This is a genomic window from Streptomyces sp. NPDC002619, from assembly GCF_042889305.1.
Classification (GTDB): Bacteria; Actinomycetota; Actinomycetes; order Streptomycetales; family Streptomycetaceae; genus Streptomyces.
In genome coordinates this window covers 1-18,221 of the sequence record NZ_JBIAQV010000070.1, presented here as the reverse complement: position 1 = coordinate 18,221, position 18,221 = coordinate 1, and the positions used below count along the sequence as shown (strand labels likewise).

The 18,221-nt window shown below is 68.5% G+C and carries 13 protein-coding genes and 2 pseudogenes; 8 read left to right on the top strand and 7 right to left on the bottom strand.

The annotated features are described in order from the left end of the window. Positions 1–345: 345 nt before the first annotated feature. Positions 346–642 (top strand): annotated as a pseudogene (locus ACFYXB_RS42220) (transposase); the annotation flags it as partial. Positions 643–880: 238 nt separating this feature from the next. Here ACFYXB_RS42220 and ACFYXB_RS42215 read toward each other — a convergent pair. The 5 genes from ACFYXB_RS42215 to ACFYXB_RS42195 all read right to left on the bottom strand — a co-directional run bounded on the left by ACFYXB_RS42215 (position 881) and on the right by ACFYXB_RS42195 (position 5,588). Further along, the gene (locus ACFYXB_RS42215) at positions 881–2,392 is read right to left on the bottom strand and encodes a CoA transferase (RefSeq protein ID WP_389590518.1); all 1,512 of its coding nucleotides are present in this window, start codon (positions 2,390–2,392) and stop codon (positions 881–883) included. 151 nt (positions 2,393–2,543) lie between these two features. Then, a complete protein-coding gene (locus ACFYXB_RS42210; RefSeq protein ID WP_389590516.1) occupies positions 2,544–3,449 on the bottom strand; it encodes a 3-hydroxyacyl-CoA dehydrogenase in 906 nt (301 codons plus the stop codon). After that, positions 3,446–4,432 carry a 3-hydroxyacyl-CoA dehydrogenase NAD-binding domain-containing protein gene (locus ACFYXB_RS42205; protein ID WP_389590515.1) on the bottom strand — a complete coding sequence of 329 codons (987 nt, stop codon included), beginning with the start codon at positions 4,430–4,432 and terminating at the stop codon, positions 3,446–3,448. The genes ACFYXB_RS42210 and ACFYXB_RS42205 overlap by 4 nt, the downstream gene beginning before the upstream one ends. Before the next feature lie 50 nt (positions 4,433–4,482). Continuing rightward, positions 4,483–5,034 carry an HdeD family acid-resistance protein gene (locus ACFYXB_RS42200; RefSeq protein WP_389590514.1) on the bottom strand — a complete coding sequence of 184 codons (552 nt, stop codon included), beginning with the start codon at positions 5,032–5,034 and terminating at the stop codon, positions 4,483–4,485. 236 nt (positions 5,035–5,270) lie between these two features. Continuing rightward, entirely contained in the window at positions 5,271–5,588 is a 318-nt protein-coding gene (locus tag ACFYXB_RS42195) for a hypothetical protein (protein WP_389590526.1), read from the bottom strand. Here ACFYXB_RS42195 and ACFYXB_RS42190 point away from each other — a divergent pair. From ACFYXB_RS42190 to ACFYXB_RS42170, 5 genes and pseudogenes are all read left to right on the top strand, one after another. Further along, positions 5,472–6,250, top strand: a pseudogene (locus tag ACFYXB_RS42190) (integrase). The gene ACFYXB_RS42195 and the pseudogene ACFYXB_RS42190 sit on opposite strands and share 117 nt — an antisense overlap. 580 nt (positions 6,251–6,830) lie before the next feature. Continuing rightward, a complete protein-coding gene (locus ACFYXB_RS42185) occupies positions 6,831–7,502 on the top strand; it encodes a hypothetical protein (RefSeq protein WP_389590513.1) in 672 nt (223 codons plus the stop codon). Positions 7,503–7,508: 6 nt separating this feature from the next. After that, complete coding sequence (locus ACFYXB_RS42180; RefSeq protein ID WP_351362397.1) at positions 7,509–8,165, top strand: DUF5987 family protein; 657 nt, start codon at positions 7,509–7,511, stop codon at positions 8,163–8,165. Further along, the gene (locus ACFYXB_RS42175; RefSeq protein ID WP_389590512.1) at positions 8,162–9,748 is read left to right on the top strand and encodes a GMC family oxidoreductase N-terminal domain-containing protein; all 1,587 of its coding nucleotides are present in this window, start codon (positions 8,162–8,164) and stop codon (positions 9,746–9,748) included. Before ACFYXB_RS42180 ends, ACFYXB_RS42175 begins: the two co-directional genes overlap by 4 nt. 546 nt (positions 9,749–10,294) lie before the next feature. Continuing rightward, positions 10,295–10,492, top strand: a complete 198-nt coding sequence (locus tag ACFYXB_RS42170; RefSeq protein ID WP_389590510.1) for a hypothetical protein — start codon at positions 10,295–10,297, stop codon at positions 10,490–10,492. 124 nt (positions 10,493–10,616) lie between these two features. Here ACFYXB_RS42170 and ACFYXB_RS42165 read toward each other — a convergent pair whose 3' ends face one another. Beyond that, on the bottom strand, positions 10,617–12,845 hold the full coding sequence (locus ACFYXB_RS42165; protein ID WP_389590508.1) for a TIGR03767 family metallophosphoesterase: 2,229 nt from the start codon (positions 12,843–12,845) through the stop codon (positions 10,617–10,619). 801 nt (positions 12,846–13,646) lie between these two features. Here ACFYXB_RS42165 and ACFYXB_RS42160 point away from each other — a divergent pair. Both ACFYXB_RS42160 and ACFYXB_RS42155 read left to right on the top strand, forming a co-directional pair. Further along, positions 13,647–15,035 carry a hypothetical protein gene (locus ACFYXB_RS42160; RefSeq protein WP_389590507.1) on the top strand — a complete coding sequence of 463 codons (1,389 nt, stop codon included), beginning with the start codon at positions 13,647–13,649 and terminating at the stop codon, positions 15,033–15,035. After that, complete coding sequence (locus ACFYXB_RS42155; RefSeq protein ID WP_389590505.1) at positions 15,032–16,888, top strand: GMC family oxidoreductase N-terminal domain-containing protein; 1,857 nt, start codon at positions 15,032–15,034, stop codon at positions 16,886–16,888. The genes ACFYXB_RS42160 and ACFYXB_RS42155 overlap by 4 nt, the downstream gene beginning before the upstream one ends. A gap of 399 nt (positions 16,889–17,287) precedes the next feature. On the opposite strand, the gene ACFYXB_RS42150 is transcribed toward ACFYXB_RS42155, so the two are convergent. Then, positions 17,288–18,013, bottom strand: coding sequence for a FadR/GntR family transcriptional regulator (locus ACFYXB_RS42150; protein WP_389590503.1), 726 nt, complete (start codon positions 18,011–18,013; stop codon positions 17,288–17,290). Between the last annotated feature and the right edge of the window lie 208 nt (positions 18,014–18,221).

Below are 18,221 nucleotides of genomic sequence, written 5' to 3'. Positions count from 1 at the left end.
TGTCGTGGGCCCCCGGGCGGGGGGGGGGGGTGGGGCGGGGCCCCCCCGGGGGGGGGGCGCGCCCCCCCCCGCCCCCCCCCCCCTCGGCCCCCCCACGCCGCATGTAATGACAACGTCCCGAGCAGTCAGTTGTCGTGATCCACGACATATCGACGAACGCCTGGGACCTGGAACTCGAAGAACTCTTTCTGCGGGCCGAAGCCCGCTTCGCTCGGGTGGAGCCACGCCGGCGGATGCAGGACTACATCTGTGAGCCTTCGGGGCTTGCTTGAGCCGAGCTGCGGGGAAAGCCCGCACGGCCGGTTCTGAGGGGGACCGCCGCAGCAATGCGGCGGCCCTACCCGACTGTTCGCCGCCTACGCCACCACGCAAGGACGCGCCCTGATGGACGGTGAGTTGTCTCTGCCCAAGTCCTGGACCGACGACCGCGTACGCTGCCGCGCCGCCCACATCCCGGACGAGCGAGCCTTCGCCACCAAGCCCGACCTGGCCAAGGCCATGGTGCTGCGGGCGATCGCCTCTCCGCTGCCCATCGCCTGGGTGACCGCGGATGCCGCCTACGGCCAGGAATGGCGGCTGCGCCGGGGCGACGCCGGCATCCAGGTCGTGCTCACCGGTGCCCGGATGCCGCGCACGAACGCCATCATGGAGCGCTGGGTCCAGACCTGCCGCCACGAACTCCCGGACCGCACCCTCATCTGGAACGAGCGCCACCTGCGCCACGCTCCCTCGCGGCCAGCCTCGACCACGGAGGCCGCCGTCTCGCTCACTGTGGAACCAGGCCCTCGGCCGCACCGAACGCTTCGTCGTGATGACCTGATCTCAGCGCATGTGCGGGACTTTTGGAACCCTACACCCGTACGAAGCGGATGCCACGCGACTACACCGAAGCTCTGTCGGCCAACCACTCCGGCTTGTTCGCACCCATCGGAACAAGCACGGTCTTGAAACCCTGCCGAAGTGATGAGAACTGGATCTGATCGGTCATACCCTGATACGTTCCGACAGGTGTCTCGGCCGTGAACAAATCGGGAGCGATAATCTTATGCTCATCGGCACGACCCGCCGTCGCCTTGGCGAATTCCTTATCGAAGATCCCCAATGAGATGAGCCAGAGGCAGGTGCGGGTGAGAGAGACGCGCACTCGATACGAGCCACCTTCCGTGGCGCGACGACGAAGGGCGGACATCACACCGACCGTGCCCAACCAACCCACGATGTTGTCCACGATCGGAACGATCGGCGGCTGCTTCGGGTCCGCGAGCGTGCCTTCAGCTGTAAAGATTCCCGTCACGGCAGCGCCGACTTCGTCGAATCCCGGGCGCATCGCCCAAGGGCCGGACGCACCGTGCAGCACGACCTGGGCATGAATCAGCCCAGGGTTATTGGCGCAGAGCTCCTCAGCTGTCCACCGGTTGCGCTCGAGGTAACCCGGGTGGCGATTGGAGAAGAAGACGTCGGCTCCCTGCAGCAGCTCGTCGAACTTACTGCGATCTTCGGACGATTCACCGAGGTAGGTGGAGCGCATGCCGACACTTGTGTCCCAGTAGAACGGCTCGATCTCGGAGTCGTCCGGACGCCAGATGTTGAGGACGTCGGCACCGAAGGACGCGAGGTCGCGGCCGAGTCCAGCGCCCGCGATCACGTGCCCCATGCCCAGCGCGCGGATCCCCTCGAGCGGCGACTGCGCGCCGGCACTGAGGCTGAGCGGCCGAGGCTCGCTCTCCCCGATCTTCTCGACCGAGATGAGCGGCATGTCAGCCAGAACCTCCTTGAATTGCCGCTCATCGAGGAATTCATCGGTCGATCGCACCTTCGCGATCACGATTCCAGCTTCGGCGGCGGCCTGCTCTAGTTCAAGAGCATTCCACCGTGCAATCGCAGCATTAATAAACTTACTGTCATCGGCACATTCAAGCAACGTCAGGGCCTTGGCGTGCAGCCCCGGATATATGTTCAGCGCAATGACATGGCGCGCATCGTTCGTCGATCGGAAAAATGGAATCTCCATGAACGGATTGTGCTTGTTCCACTTGAGCGCCGGCGGGCGGCCATTGACCTGCTCCCACTTTCCTTCAAAGAAGCCAGAAAAGCGCTGGAATGCCTTCCGTGCATCAATTGAAATGTCCTGATCCGCTCCTCCTCGATCGCGCCAGATGGCCGATGCCGCTACTCCCTTCGCGGCGAGAGCCACGGCAGCGGCGGCCGCAAACCGAAACCTGCTGGGCACCAGTGGATCGCCACCGTAAAAGCGCAGCGCGCCACCTGCGTCGGCACTGCTCAGATCAACGTCACTCAGGACCTCGTTCAAGGTCGCGGAGTAGTCGAAATCGACCGTTTCCAGCGGATTGCCGATGCTCCGCCGAATGTCTTGCGCAAGATTCTTCGTCACAGGTGCTCTCCCCAGTGTTCAACACGGTTCCTCGCTGAATCGCGTGCCCGCGCTTCAACAGACGCCCGGTCCGAGCCGACGGCCCCTAGCCCGGGCGCCGGGCGGCCGGAGGAGTCCCGGTCACACGGGTGGACTCCCCCGGCCCAACGGGCTAGACCCTCGTTCCGGCCGGCAGCACGGCACGGGCGATGCCGGTGAGGTTGCCCTGCAGGATGAGGATCTCCCTCCGGTTCGATCCGTCGAGATCGGTCGCGTAGACGTTCCCGGCCAGGTCGGTCACGTACATGCGGCCGCCGTCCGTATCGAGGGCGATGCCGATGCCTTCCATCAGGTGGGTCAACAGGATCTCGGGCGTCCGCTGCCCGGCGGGCGGGTCCATCGGCGAGCGGTTCACGGTGTTGCCCCGCGGCGGGTCCCCGCGATCCGTCCAGTACAGCACGCGCTCCGCGAGGTCGAGTTCCAGGTCGATCGGCTCCGGCAGCCCCTCGAACAGCACCTCGATGTCGCCGCGTTCGGCCGCGCTCTCCCCGGCGGGCAGGTCGATTCCGGTCCGCAGGATCTTCCCGAGTCCCGCGTCGCTCGGGCCCTTCTGTGTCCAGTAGAGGTGTCCGCCGACAGGGTCGACGGTGACTCCCACGCACCACTTGGTCTCGTCGCGGCGGTCGTTCTCCCCCTGTCCCGTCTGCACGAGGGTCTCGACGTTCGAGCCGTCGAGGTCGCAGCGCATCACGCGCATGCCCTCGCGATCACCCCAATACAGCTTCCGGCCGGTGGCCTCGAAGTGGAGCTGCTTCGGCGTGTACGTGGCCCCGCTGGGGACGATCGTCGTCCGGTTGCCTCCGTCCAGGTCAACGCGTTCGATCGAGCCGTCGTTCTCCGACGGAATGCCCATGTTCGTCCAGTAGATGTGCCCTGCCACGACATCGACAGCGACCCCGTCGGGAATCCGGCACCCGGTGACGAGGACCTTCTTTTCGGTGCCGTCGGTGTTCACGGAGAACAGTCGACCGCCACTGCTGGCCTCGAGCACGAACAGTCTTTCCTGGCGCCGCGTCACAGTTCCTCCTTCGCCGGACGACCGGCGGCGGCACTCGGACCGGACGGGTCGTGCTGGGCGCGCACGGCCAGCAGGGCCGAGAGCATGGCGTCGCGCCGGTCACTCAGTTCGTCGACCGAGTGACCATCGGCCTCCTGCAGAACGCCGGCCACGATCTTCTCCCTGAGCTCAGGCGTGAACTCGGGGGTGCCCAGCTTCTGCCAGGTGTCGACCATCACCGGCATGAGGGTGTCCATGAAGTGCTCGATGCCGCCCTCTCCTCCGCCGAGATGCCACAGCAGATGGGGGCCCATGACGCCCCACCTGAGCCCCGGCCCCCAGGACACCGCGTCGTCGGAGTCCGCCACGTCGAGCACCCCCTCTTGGACCAGGTACACGACCTCGCGGTACAGCGCGGCCTGGATGCGGTTGGCGACGTGCCCGGGAAGCTCCTTCATGAGGTGGATCGGCTTCTTGCCGATCGCGGCGTAGAACGACATGGCGTCCCGAATCGTCTCCGGGGCGGTCTTCGTTCCTCCGACGACCTCGACCAGCGGGACGATGTGCGGGGGGTTGAAGGGATGACCGATGACGGTCCGCTCCGGACGCCGGCACTGGGCCTGGATGACGCTCATCGTGATGGTCGACGAACTCGACGCGATGATCGCGTCCGGCGGCGTGGCGTTGTCGATGTCGGCGAACAGCCGGACCTTCAGCTCCGGGCGCTCCGGCGCGTTCTCCTGTACGAAGTCGGCGTCCGCCACGGCCTTCCGCAGGTCCGCGGTGAAACTCAGGCGATCGGGCGAGGCATCGGGCGCGAGCCCGATCGAGGCCGCCTCGTCCCATGCCGCCTCCACGTACGACCGCAGAGCCGCCTCCGCGTTCGGGCCGGGATCGGTCGCCGTCACGTCGAAGCCTCGGGCGAGATAATGCGTCGCCCAGCTCGCACCGATCGTGCCGGTCCCGACGATCGCCACGCGATGGACGGGTTTGTGTGCATTCATTGCTGGTCACTGCTCCTGGAAGTCGGACACGGGATGCCGGGAAGAGAAGCTCAGGCGCTGACCGGCTCGGGCCGGCTCGCGTTCGTCCGGCCACGCCGCTCCTCGAACGAGGCGAAGACCGCTGAGATGCCGTAGACGATGCTGAACAGCCCGAAGACGGTGGCGAGTGAGACCGCGCCGATGTCCGGACGGACGAACAGCACGAACGCGAGCGCGATCGACACCAGGCCGGTCAGCAGGAACAAGGCCCGCTCTCCGGCGGTCTCGCCGCGCTGGAACGCCAGGACGATCTCCATGACACCGGTCGCCAGTGCCCACGCGGCGACCCAGATCGTGAGCGCGAGGGCCGTGATGCCCGGCCAGGCCAGCGCGACCACGCCGGCCGCCAACGAGAGCAGGGCGAGCAGCAGCCAGCCGAAGACGGGCCCCACCCTGTCGCTGGCGAAAGCACGGGCACCGTCCGTCACCGCACTCATGAACGCGTAGACGGCAAAGAGGATGACCAAGGCGCCGACAGTGATGCCAGGCCATGCGACGGAGACCATGCCGATGACGACGGCCAGCAGACCGCGCCAGAGGAGTGCGTTGGGCGAACTGAGCATGGAGACCTTCCACATACGAGGGTGTCGCCTCGTTCCTGACACGAAGCGGGAATGCATGGTGCGGTGCCCGACCTCACCCGAGGCCGTGGCGTTCGCCATGAACGCTAGAGTCGCGGCTCCCCGCTGCGATCCGTCATACGACTGCTTCCGCTACCTCACCCTTAACCTGCTCACGACCGGCGAGGGTTGTACGTGCCGGATATTGCATCCGTGCTGTTCACGGCCCTGATCCGGGGTCAGCAGGGTGCCGCCGGCGCGTCGATCTTTTGCGCGCCGGCGGCACCCTGCCATACCTCGCCCTGTCGACCGCCTTCAGCTTCATACGCCTGTTGCCGATGGGTGATCGGGCGAGAGATCTGGAGATCCTCGCCCTTCGCCACCAAATCGCCGTGCGGCAGCGACAGGTGGACAAGCCACAACTGACCTGGCCCGACCGGGTGCTGCTCGCCGCGCTGCTGCATCGCCTCCCCCGCGTCCAGCTCCGCAAGCTCCACCTGATCGTCTCCCCCGACACCGTGCTGCGCCGGCACCGCGACCTCCTGCGCCGCCGACACGCCAAGGCTTCCCGCCCAAGCACCCGGGACGACCCCGCACCGTCCGCTCCCTCCGCGCCCTGGTACTACGACTCGTACAAGAGAATCCCGAGTGGGGCTACCGGCGCGTGCACGGCGAACTCGCCGCGCTCGGCATCAAAGTGGCCGCCTCCACCGTGTGGAGCATCCTCAAGGAACACGGCATCCCACCCGCCCCCGAACGCGGGCACACCACCTGGGCCGCCTTCCTCCGCTCCCAGGCCGAAACCATCCTGACCGCAGACTGCTTCGAGGCCAAGACCCTCACCGTGCTGGCGATGATCGAGCACGCCACCCGCCGCGTGAGGATCCTCGACGCCGCGGCACATCCGATTGCGGCATGGGTCACCCAGGTCGCAAGGAATCTTGCCATGGACGTCCAGGACAGCGGGGCGAAGATCAAGTACCTGATCCGGGACCGCAACGTCCGCTACCCAGCGCTGGCGGACGAAGGCATCGAGGTCGCGCGGCCCGGGGTGAGGATGCCCCGCATGAACGCGATCATGGAGCGCTGGATCCGCTCGTGCAGGACCGAACTCCTCGGCCGAACCTTGATCCGGAACCGCACCTGCTGGAGGTCACCCCGGTGGATGGAGAACTGGGGCCAGTCGTATCCGGCGTCGCGTCCGACGGGTTCGGTGTAGATGTGCTGGCCGAACCGGTTGAAGAACATGGATTTCCGGGTCGTCACCGCCACTGCGGCCGGATCGCCCTCGAGGCCCAGCCAGGCCAGACGCCGGGTGGCGTGCGGCAGGATGTTGATGCCCACTCCCACGGCACCCAGTTCGGCGACCGCCTCGTACACCTGGCACGGTACGCCGACGGCGTGCAGTTCGAGTGCCAGGGTGAGGCCTGCGATGAAGTGACCCCGCAGGTCCCGACACTTCCGTTTTATGCCGCGAGGTTCAGCCGTTGGTGGCAACGGGTCCTCCACCAGGCCCCCCACCACGACACCACACACAGCCAGCCCGGGACCGTCAACCAGCTGACACCACAGGCAGGTTGGAGCGATCATCGGCTACCAAATTCTTGTGTAAGAGACAGTTTCATGACACTCCCGGTTCGGGAACCGAAATTTGCGCAGGAAGTGGCTCAGTCACCCGACCACCTCTTGTACTGCGCGGTAGGTGTGCCCCATCCTCGGTGTGCCGGTTCCCCGCCATCGGTGCTACGGCGGCGGCCTTTCCTGAGCGACACCACCCTGTTCCGCTTCCGGGAGGTCCTGTGTCCCTTCTCCATCTGCGCACCACCGCGGCCGGCTTCGCGCTGGTCCTCGGGGTGTGCGCCGCGCTGTTGCCGAGCACAAACGCATCCGCCGCACCCGCCGAATCGGCCGCTGCCGACAGCGCGGCCCGAACCGTGACCACCTCTGCGGTCCAGGCGTCCTCCGCCGTGCCGCCGGTCGGGCCCTTCGCCGAGCCCGACTTCGCCGCCACGTGCACCTGGCACAACTTCGGCGAGGGTGAGCAGCCGCCGTTCTGGCTGATGTTCGTGAACCCGCTGTGCGTGGAGTACAGCAAGCGCGACATCACCTTCGACGACGGTGGAGCCCTGCGCTTCCTGGTCGCCGAGCCCTCCCGCTTCGCCATCACCATGCTGACCTGCCGCTACTACCAGAAGGACCACTGGAGCGTGCAGGCCACCAACGGCGCCGTACCGTATGTGGCCTGGGACGGTCAGTACTGGTGGGACAAGACCGACCAACGGGCCGGTGCCCGCCTCAGCCACTTCAGCGTCAACGGCCGGACGGTGGGCATCGGCGACGCCGTCGCCGTCCTGCGCTCGGCGAACTTCAACGACCTGGCCGACGCGCTGTCCGACTATGGTCAGGAGGCCGGCGAGACGGGTTTGACCGTGACGCTTCCAATCGACCTCGGCTGCGCACTGATCGGGTGACCGGCCATGTCTACCCTCGACCGACGAGCGATCCTGAAGGCGCTCACCGTATCGGTTGCCATGTTGGCCACTGGGGGGCTCACCGCCGCCCCGGCATCCGCCGCGGCGGATGTCTCCGAGGACTGGACGACACAGACCCTGGGGGCCTTTGCGGACACCCTCGTCCCCGGTGAGATCCGGTTCTCGGGTGATCGGGTGTGCGCCGGAGCAGTCACCGGGCCAGGCGCCGTCCAGGCGGGCGTCATCGACGTCATGAACTCGCCCCAGCTGCCGCTGGCCCCGCTACTGCCGGCGATTGCGGCCCTGCTCGACGCCCGTGCCGTCGCCTACGCGGCGGTCCGGCTGATCTGGCTGTCGCCCAGCCGGCCGCCCTTCGTCGATCTCTCCTTCTCGCACCGGACCAACCTGGTCAGCGGCCTGTTCGGCTCGGACGACATCGACCAGCCGGTCTGGCAGGTGCTGAGCCTGATGGTCGGTATCGCCTTCGACACCGCCGGGCAGTTCGACACGGGCCCCGCCCTGACCCGGGGCCACCCGGGACTGGCCTGGCTGCACTTCCCCACGCCGGACCCGGACGGCCTGTGGCGGTTCGCGAACTTCTCCTACGGCCGCCCGCTCGCGGCACTTCACCCGGCCACGACTCCCTCGGGGAGTCCCGCATGACCGAGACCACGGACGTCCTGGTGATCGGCAGCGGCTTCGGCGGGGCCATCCCCGCGTACTACATGGCCGCAGGCGGAGCACGCGTCACCATCCTCGAACGCGGGCCGCGTTGGGGTGCGGCGGAGTTCAGCCACTCCATGCGCCTGGGCACCTTCAACAAGATCGTCGATGTGATCCGCGGCGACGGCGTGTCGGTGGTGGCGGGCAACTGCGTGGGCGGCAGCAGCGTCGTCTACTTCGCCGCCTCGCTACGGGCACCGTCGTACGCCTTCGAGCGCCGCGGCAGCATCGAGCGGCGGATGTGGCCGGCGTCCATCAGCCGTGCCACGCTCGACCCCTGGTACGACCGGGTGGAGCAGGCGCTGCCGGTCGCCCGCACCGGCTGGTCGGACGTCTCCTACGCGGGCGGGGTGCTGGCGGCCGCCTGCCAGCGGGCCGGGCACACCTGCAATCCTGTTCCGGTGGCGGTGGACACCGCGGCCTGCACCAACTGCAACTGGATGCTGTCGGGCTGCAAGTTCGACGCCAAGCGCTCCATGCTGCTCAACTATCTGCCCGCAGCCGAAGCCCACGGTGCGGTCATCCGGCCGCTCCACGAGGTGCAGTTGATCACGCCCTCGCTGGAGTCCAGCTACCGCTACGCGGTCACCTACACCGTCCTCGACCCCGATGACTACACGTGCACCACGAACGTGGGGATCATCAACGCCAAGGTCGTGGTGCTGGCAGCGGGTGCGGTGGGCACGCCGGTGATCCTCCAGCGGTCCTCCCTGCTGCTCGGCGGTATCCCGGACGCGGTCGGGCGCTATTTCTCCGGCAACGGCGACCACGTCAGCGTCGCCGATGTCGACGAGAGCAAGGTGCGGTCGCTGCTCGGGCTCTCCCGTCCCGACGGAACCGCCTACCAGGGGCTGCCGATCGGCCGGCCGATCACTTCCGCGACGTACGACTACCTGGATCCGTCCGCACCGGAGTACAGCCGGTTCATGCTCCAGCAGATCTACTTTCCGCCGCTGACCAATGTCCTTGCCCAGACGACCAGTGCGCCCAGCTGGTTCGGCGTTGACAAGCGGCAGATGCGAGCCCGCTGGAAGTCCTGGCTCACCCTGCTCGCCATGACCGAGGACGACAATGAAGGAACCTTCGGGGTGGTTCCTCCCACCGGAAGCTTCATCCGCCTGGCACCAGGTCTCGGTCAGGGGACGATGTCCTTCCACCCCACCACCCGAACCCGCCAGGCATGGGATCGGGCAGACACGGCGCTCCGCGGAATACTGGAGAGGGATGGTCTGTCCCGGGTCCGCCCATGGACCGAGGACGTGGCCGGTTCGGTCACGGCCCACCCGCTCGGGTCCGCCCGCATCGGCGACGACCCGGCCACCAGCGCCCTCAACGACAAGCACGAACTGCGGGGATTCAACGGCCTGTTCGTCACGGACGGCTCGGCTGTGCCGGCCTCGCTCACCGTCAACCCGTCACTGACCATCGCTGCGCTGGCTGAACGTGCCACTGCCGGGATCGCGGCCCGCGTCGCCGAGGCCGGAGTGGCGATCACGGGGGGCGTCCCGCTGCCCGGTCGATAGAGCCGCGAAAGACTCCGAACCACACCGCCGGCCGGGCTTGCATCCGTGCGAGCCCTGGCGAGCAGGAGGCAGGCAGAGCCTGCCTCCTGCTCGTGGTGTCTCCCCATGCGGGCGCGCATCGCGCCGGGCGAGCGGCGTCACGGACTGGCGCCGCATCACCGCCCTCGCCAAAGCGGATCGCGTCGTACGGTGGGGCGGCTGAGCTGCGCCGAGAACCGGGGGCGCTGCGACATGTCCAGCCGGACCAAGGCGTCCGGTGCTGTCGCCGGCGGTCGCCGACCCCTGGCAGGGCGTGGCGGTCCACCACACTTACGACACCTCGGGGCTGACAGGCCTTCGGCGGCACCAGGGCCTCGGTGCCGCCGATCGCCGCTGTGTTGCCCGTGGCGGGCGCCCCCGCCACGGGCACGTACCCCGATTCCTACCCGTACCTGGCGGGCAGCCGAAGCCGGTGCCCTCGGCGCTGTCCAGCCCTGGCTCCGTCGACGTCACCACCTAAGACGGCGGCACCCGGCGGACCGTGTGGACCGCGTCCGGGTTCCCCTGGTGTCCCGGGGCGCAGATGTCACCTGGCTCACGGAGAACGGCCAGGAGTTCACCGTCCGGTCCGGCAAGTCGGCGACCGTCACTGTCACCTACTACGCCTCGGTCACCGGTACGGTGCCGGGCCACTCGTTCGCGGGCCCGGGTCAGCCACGGCGGTCCGGTGGCTCTGGGGCGGCGGACGGCCGCGGGCTGGCGTGACTGAATGCCCGTGAACGACTCGGGGAGATGGGCTCGCCCACGGCGGACACCGTCTGGTGCGGCGGTGGCCGCCGTGGGCGGGCCGGGACCGGACGGTACCGCATTGCTGCGGCACCTGCCGACGTCAGGGCGCCAGGAGCGCCTGCCAGGTGGGCGAGGCCACGATGCCGTCGGCCGTGAGCCCGCGACTGATCTGGAACGACCGCAGGGCAGAGGCCGTGGCGGGGCCGAAGACGCCGTCCACGGTCAGGACCGCACCGCGAGCGTTCAGCAGGCACTGCGTCGCCGACACCGCCGGACCGGTGCTGCCCTGCAGAGCCGTCACGACGAGCGCCTGCCAGGTCGGCGCAGCGGCGATGCCGTCGACCGACAGGGCGATCCTGGTTTGGAAGGATCGCAGGGCAGAGGCCGTGGCGGGGCCGAAGACGCCGTCCACGGTCAGGACCGCACCGCGAGCGTTCAGCAGGCACTGCAGGGCTCTGACCTGGACACCGGTCTGTCCCTGCTGGAGTCGGGGCCAGCCGACGCCGGGGAGCGGCGTGCCGGCTCCGGAAGGGATGGTGAAGGGTGCCGGGATGAGCAGCTGAGTGTTGCGTACGTCGGGAGTACCACGGCGCTTGTCTATGCCTCGTCCCACTTCCTGCAGGTCGTTGGCGGAGAGCTCCCGCGCCAGGGAGGCCAGTGCCGCGGGGGTGCCGGTGTCCCCGCCCGCCGACAACGGCGCATCGGCGTCGACCATGGTGGTGAAGATGGACAGCAGGCCGCCGCCTTCGGCGATCTCCAGGACGCGGCTCTGGATGGGCCAGTCGATGTGCGAGGCCGTGTTCACCTCCCAAAAGCCCTTTCCGAGGGTGGAGGGAAAGGCGGGACGGTGGGCCGTGACGTTGTTGGCGTGGGTGTGGCCGTCGACCATGAGGACCACGTTCGGGAAGCGCAGCAGCAGGTCGCGCAGGGCAGCGCCGCTGTACGGGTGGTCGTCATCGGTGTTGTCCATCGAGTCGATCGTGTGGTGGCAGAAGACGACGAACAGCTTGTCCGCGACGCCGGACTGCGTGACGACCGTCCGGGTCCTGGTGCCGTCGGAGTCGTCGAGCTCGTAGCGGGAGCTGCCGGCCTTCAGCTGGGTCTGGAGCCAGCTCCACTGGTCCTGGCCGAGCGCACCGTTGGCGCCTCCGCTTTCGTTGGTGGTGTCCAGGACGAGGAACCTGACGAGGTCGCCGGCCCCGGACGGTATCGCGTAGTACGCCTTGTCGCTGCCCGAGGTGAACCCGTGGCCGGCCGGAAGTCCGGTGGTGTTGAAGTGCTCGGAGACGAACTCCTGCCGCGACAGCAGCCGGCGCCCGGGGTCCGGGGTTACCTTGGCGGTCTTCAAGGTGAAGTCGCCAGTGATGATGCCCTCGAGGAACTCGATGTAGTACGAGGGGTCCGTGTAGTTGAAGACGTCCGGAACCCCGGTGACCTGCGTCAGTTTGGTCGAGCCGGTGGCGATGCTCTTCAGCGGGTCGAAGGGCAGCACGTCGGGCGGGACATTACCCTGCACCATCGCGTCGTGGTTGCCGTAGGCGGCGTACCACGGCATGCCGAGGCCGGTGGCGGTGTATGGCCTGCGGGCGGCCGCCAGCAGACCGGGGAGCACGGGGAAGCCGTTGAGGTCGTTGTTGTCCGGCGGGTTCTGATGCGCCTCTGGGTGCCAGTAGTTGGCGTCGGGCCCGGAGATACCGCTTGAGACGCTCTCGTCCTTGACGAGGTCGCCGGAGTCAGGTCGGACGGTGTTGCCGTCGAGCAGGTTGATGTACCAGCGGGTCTCGTTGTACTGGCAGTTGTCCACCGCATCACCGGTGACCACGGTGAAGGCCAGCGGGGCGCTGGTGCGCGGTCCCCGGCCGACCGCCCTGAGGGCCCGGCACATGGCGTCGGTGGATTGCGTCGAGAGGAACTCGTGGGCCCGGTAGGCAGAGGCGGTCGGGTAGGAGTTGTAGTGCGGGGGACCGAAGTCCGCGAGCCGGTCAAGGCACTCCACGCGCAGCGGCGACTGGTCGTCGATGATGTGCAGGTCCGACATCTGAGCGAAGGCGGCCAGCGACCGGGCGATCTGGGGAGTGGCGACGTCGGCGAGGTCCCGGCGGACGATGTGCGGCTCGCCGGGAGCCGCGACGATGCCGAGGTAGCCCTCGCCCAGGTCCGAACCGCGCTGCACGGTCACGTCCAACGTGGTGAGGCCGAAGGCGGAACCGGTGGTCGCGGGCGCCTGCGTCGCGGCGCTAGCGGCGGCTCGCAGTCCGCCGACGTCGATGGCTGCCGCCACCACACTTGCCGCGGCTGCCGCGAGGACTCTTCGCCTGGAGATTTCCATGTGGCGTCCTGTTCGATCGATGGGGTGCGGGGTGGTGCGATGTCAAGAGGCACGGTGGGGTGCGGGTTTCCGTCCCTCGGGGCTGGAGAGGGCCTGGGAGGCAGGTTGCTGCCGGACGCGGGAATCGTGCTGCGGGGCCAGACGATCGGGCATGGCAGCAGGCAGCGGCAGGTGTGCGGATGCGGCGGCGAGGAACGCGAGGACGGAGATCTTCGGGCCACCGGTGGCGTTCATCGCCGCCCGCGCGCGGTGACGGCCGTCAGCTCCGCGGGCCGCGTGCGCGCGGAGGAGAGGCCCGTATCTGCCGAGGCCGGCGCAGACAGCGGTGAGGGTCCAGAGCCCAGGTGGGGTGTGCTGTCCAAGGCGGCCGGTACGCACGGGGTGGCGGCGGTGCCGGCAGGCGGGTCCGCTGGGCACGCGGCCGCCGCAGGGAGCGGGTACTGCCGACCTCGACGAAAGGCCGATACGACACTGGATTCCCCCTGCGTCACGTGGAAATGAGTGTCCGTCACCCATGTGGCAGGCCGGTCCATTGTGGAAGGCCTCGCCAAGAGTGAAGCACCAAGACCCGGTGCTGCAAGAGTTGGGCAGTGACTCATCCACTGAGCCAGTCATCCACCTCGCGGGGGTTCGCAGTCGCGGGTCAGGCGTCGGCGCCGCACGGGCCGGCCGAGACGTCGCTCTGCCGCCGTACGCCGGGCCGTTCGGCCCCGGAGGCCCCCGTTGACACCGAATGAGCCCAGTGGTTCAGTGGCCGAGCCACTCGGCCACTTGGCACTCGCTTTACGGAGGATCTGCCGGATGAGCTCACGCAGCGCAACCTTTGTCGAGACGATGTGCGGCACGGTGCGCCTCGCCGGCGATGCGGAGACCAGGCGGGTCCGCCTGGACCTCTCTGTGCGGGCGACGTCGGTCCTCAGGCCGCTTGGGACAACGACCGCGCGGGTGTCCGGACGGGTTCGCATCCAAGGTCTGGTCGACGACCCCGGCGCCGTCGGCGAGATGGAGATTTCGCCAATCGCCCGGCGGAGGATCGTCTACCGTGTCGGCTTCACCGCCGGAGACCGGAAATACCTGCTGCTGGGCTGGAAGTCGGTCTCCCTGCGCCGTCCGGTGGGGTCGGTGACGGTCCTCCCGTACAGCGTCTACGAGGACGGGCACCAGGTCGGGCAGGGCACGTTGCGGTTCCCTCTCGCGAGCCGGCTCGTGCCGTTCCTGGCGAGCTGGCGCTTTCCCCGTCGTGACGAGGGCGTCAGCGCGTACACACCGCGCTGGGACGGCTCGCCGGGACGGACCGAGGTCTGGTACACCACCCTCACCGATCCCGTCACCGGTACCGGTGTCTGGCTGCATCATGAACTCACGGCTCCCACTGACGGAGCGACAGGGTACGCACACGGCTGGGTTGCGGTCTTCCCTCCCGAAGGGCCTGTCGAGTACGCACGGTTCGGGCCGGAGCCGTGGATGGCATCACCGCAAGGGTTCAGCGCCACTGAGGCCACGGTGCGGTCCGGACGGCTGAGGGGTGCGACCGGGCGCTTCCGCTGGGACATGGAACAAGCCTCCCTGGGCGCGCCGCTGTACACGTTTCCGCGGTGGGCCTGGCGGCGCCCACTCCTTCCTGCCGCGCAGATGCTTCCGGCGTCGACATGCCAGTTCACGGGTGCGGTGGAGCATCCCGGTGGTCGACTCGAGTTGCGTGGTGCGCCGGGAGCCACCGCGCGGATCTACGGGCATGGCAACGCTCGCCGCTGGGCATGGCTGCATGCCGATCTCGGTGGCGGAGACGTGCTGGAGGTCGTCGCCGCAGTGGCGAAGCGGCCCCTACTGGGAAAGATGCCCCCCATGGTGTTCCTGCGGCTGCGCAAGAACGGACGTACCTGGCCGCGACTCGGACTGCGCTCCGCCTTTGGATGGGCGGGCCTCGGGCGTTTCCGCACTCGCATCGGCCTGCCGGTCTGGTCGGTCACCGGGCGGGCCGGCCTACGTCGCATCCGCGTGACCGTCACGCAACCCGAGGAACGGACGCTGGCTCTCGAGTACACCGACCCCGATGGCAGCAGGCTGATGTGCCGCAACAGCGAACGCGCCGATGCCCACATCGTCGTGGAGCGGTGGTGGGGCGGCTGGCGTTCCGAAGCCCAGTGGACACTGGCCGGAACTGCCCACGCGGAAGTGGGCGGGCGATGAGCCGCAGCCTGCGGGGTCTGGTCGCCGCACTGCTCGCCGACGACGGTTCCGAGCGCTGGCTCGCCGCCGTTCCGTACCGGCTGGAATCCCTGCTCGCGTCATTGCCGTTGCCAGCCCGGGCAGGGATCAGGTGTGGGGCTGTCGCCGTCGACGCCTATGCCGCGCTGAGCACTGGAGCACGACTGGACCGCCTCTCCGTCGACGACCGCGACGCGGTACTCAGCTCCCTCACTCAACGACCCGCACTGCTACACCTGCTGGACGCCCTCAAGGTCCCTGCCCTGCTCGCTGGGAGCACCGAGCGCACGCTGCATCGAGCCTCCGATACACGCTCGGCGCCCGCGGCACCGGTCGACCCTCCGCTGGACTGTGTGCCTTCCCCGCAGTGGCCGGACCGGTCCACGGCAGACGTGGTCGTCGTGGGGTCAGGGGCCGGTGGTGCGATCGCCGCGCGCACCCTGGCCCGCGCAGGGATGCGCGTCGTCATCGTGGAAGAGGGCCGCAGGCACACCACCGCCGACTTCGCACGGCGTGTGCCGCTGGACCGCTTCACTGAGCTCTACCGCGACGGCGGGGCGACCGTGATGTGGGGCCGACCACCTGTGTTGCTGCCCACCGGACGCGCAGTGGGTGGCACCACCGTCATCAACGCCGGCACCTGCTATCGCACACCTCATCGCGTGCTTGCGCGCTGGCACAGCACCTACGGCCTCGACATCGCCGAATCGGCCGCATTCGCCGTCCACCTCGACGACGCCGAACGCGTTCTCGGTGTGACGCGGCAGCCGCTTGACGTAGTCGGCCGGGGTGGCCTGCTGGCCTTGGACGGCGCGAGCCGTCTGGGTTGGCAAGCCGCCCCGTTGCGCCGCAACGCGCCTGGATGCCGAGGCTCGTGCGAATGTGTCGTGGGATGCCCCACAGGCGCCAAACAGAGCGTTCAGCTGTCGGTTCTGCCCGACGCGTGCACTGCAGGTGCCCGGATCGTCACCTCGGCCCGAGCAGAGCGTATTCTCACCGACCCTGACCGCCCGGGCGGTCCGCGGTGCGCGGGAGTCGCCGCGGTGCGTCCAGACGGCTCTCGATTGGAAATCCTCAGTCCCATGGTCGTCGTCGCGGCGGGCGCCCTGCAGTCCCCTCTCCTACTCAGACGCTCAGGTCTTGGAAAGCATCCGCGGATCGGCAGGAATCTCGCCGTGCATCCGGCCACCAGCGTCGCGGGCCGTTTCCCCGACGCGGTCGTTGACGGCCCCACAGTGTTGCAGAGCGTCGCGGTCGAGGAGCTGCATGACGACGGCATCCTCATCGAGGCCACCGCGTCACCGCCCGGAATGGGTTCCTTCGTCCTGCCCGGTGCCGGACGCGACCTCCGGGCCGAACTGGAGGGAGCCGAGCGCCTCGCTGTCCTGGGAGCAATGATCGCGGACCGGCCCGGCGGCAAGGTCCTGGGCGCCCGGTATCCGCTGCTGCGCTACGAGCTCGACCCGAGGGACGGATCCTCGCTGCTGCGCGCCATCGCCGCCATGGGCGAAGTGCTCTTCGCGGCAGGTGCCGAAGAGGTTCTCACAGGACTCCCCGGAATGCCGGGAGTTCGCTCCGTCAGCGAACTGAAAGCGGCGCTCGGCTACCTGACATACCGTCAGCTTCATCTCTCGGCCTTCCACCCCACGGGTACCGTCGCCATGGGCGCGAACGACCAGGTCGCCCCCGCGGACCCTCACGGGTGGTTGCGCGGTGTGCGGGGTGTCCTCATCGCCGACGGTTCCGCCTTGCCGAGTTGCCCAGAGGTGAACCCTCAGCTGACCATCATGGCCACCGCCTCGGCCCTGGCCGTGGCCGCCACCCGATCCGTCTGATCACCACGCTCGCCCGACACCGGTGGCCACCGCAATGAACGCCCCGGCCAACGCGTCACCCACGGGTGTTCACGAACAGGCACCGTACGCTGCGGCCGAACGCACCGCAGGGCAGCGGGTGGCCCGGCGTGCCGGCTGTGCGCCCAGGGACCCCGCGTGTAGTCAGTGGGAACGACAGCGCTCCGGGCTGTCCGGCATTGCGCCGGTCCCGGTGGTGGCCGGACCTCTCATCAGCCTCTCCTATGGCACCTCTCAGGCTCGGTGACACCACTCCCAGCTCACCGTTCGAGAGGGGGATACAGTCGCGCCGGGCTCGGAGGTCAGCGGCCTTCTTGCAGGACCGTGAAGAAACAACGGGCAGTTGGTCGGTCCTCGCCCGCCGCGGGCGCCGAGCCTCGGTCACAAGACACGGGCCGACTGCTTGGAGCTTCGATGCCCGAGCGCGCCCAGCATGACCTTCTCCGTGTCACGCAAATACCTCTCCGCTACCCGCTCCGCGTCCTGCGGCCTGCGGTCGATCACGGCCCGCACCAACGGGCCGAGTTGGGCTGCCGCCCTGGCCGGGTCCTCGAAGGGCGCCCGCAGAGCGCCCCGGACGGGCAGGTATGCGTTGAACAACGTGTTGGTGAGCAACAGGTACACCCTGTTGCCGGTGGACCGAGCCAGTTCGCGGTGGACTTCCGCATCAGCCAGCTGAGCGGCGTCGGCGTCGGCTGCTGCGCCCACCGATTCCAGCAACTCGGCGAGCCGCCGCGCTTGCCGCGCGGTCCGACGGATCGCGGCGCGACGAGCAATGAGCACGCCGACATGTCTCCGCACTTCGAATATCTCCACGAGCCAGCCGCTGTCCTGGGAGGCCAGCATCGGCAGCAGGTCGGCACCTCCGACCCTCAGAAAGTCACGGACCCGCGTGCCGACGCCATGCCGCGTGCTCAGCAGGCCCGCCTGCTCAAGACGAGACAGGGCGTGCTTGAGAGTTGTGCGGGTGACACCGTATCCGGCCGCGAGTTCCCGCTCCGGCGGCAGAAGAGACCCCGGCGGATGGGTCCCGCTGAGGATGTCGTCGCGCAGTCTGGCCTCCAGGAGGTCGACCACCGTCTGACGCGGGATGCTCTCTGCCGCCACGAATCATCTCCACAGAGCTCATGCTGGACCAGTGGCTCAGCCATTCAGGGCACGCTAGACAATGGCACCAAGCATGGTCAAGGGGCCAGATATCCTCCGGCCTTGGTTCAAGCAGTCGGGTCGCCCGGGGGATTCTCACCCCCGGGCTCCCACGGAACCGTACGTGACAGTCTCCCGTCATACGGCTCTTGTCGTTCTGGGCCTCGCC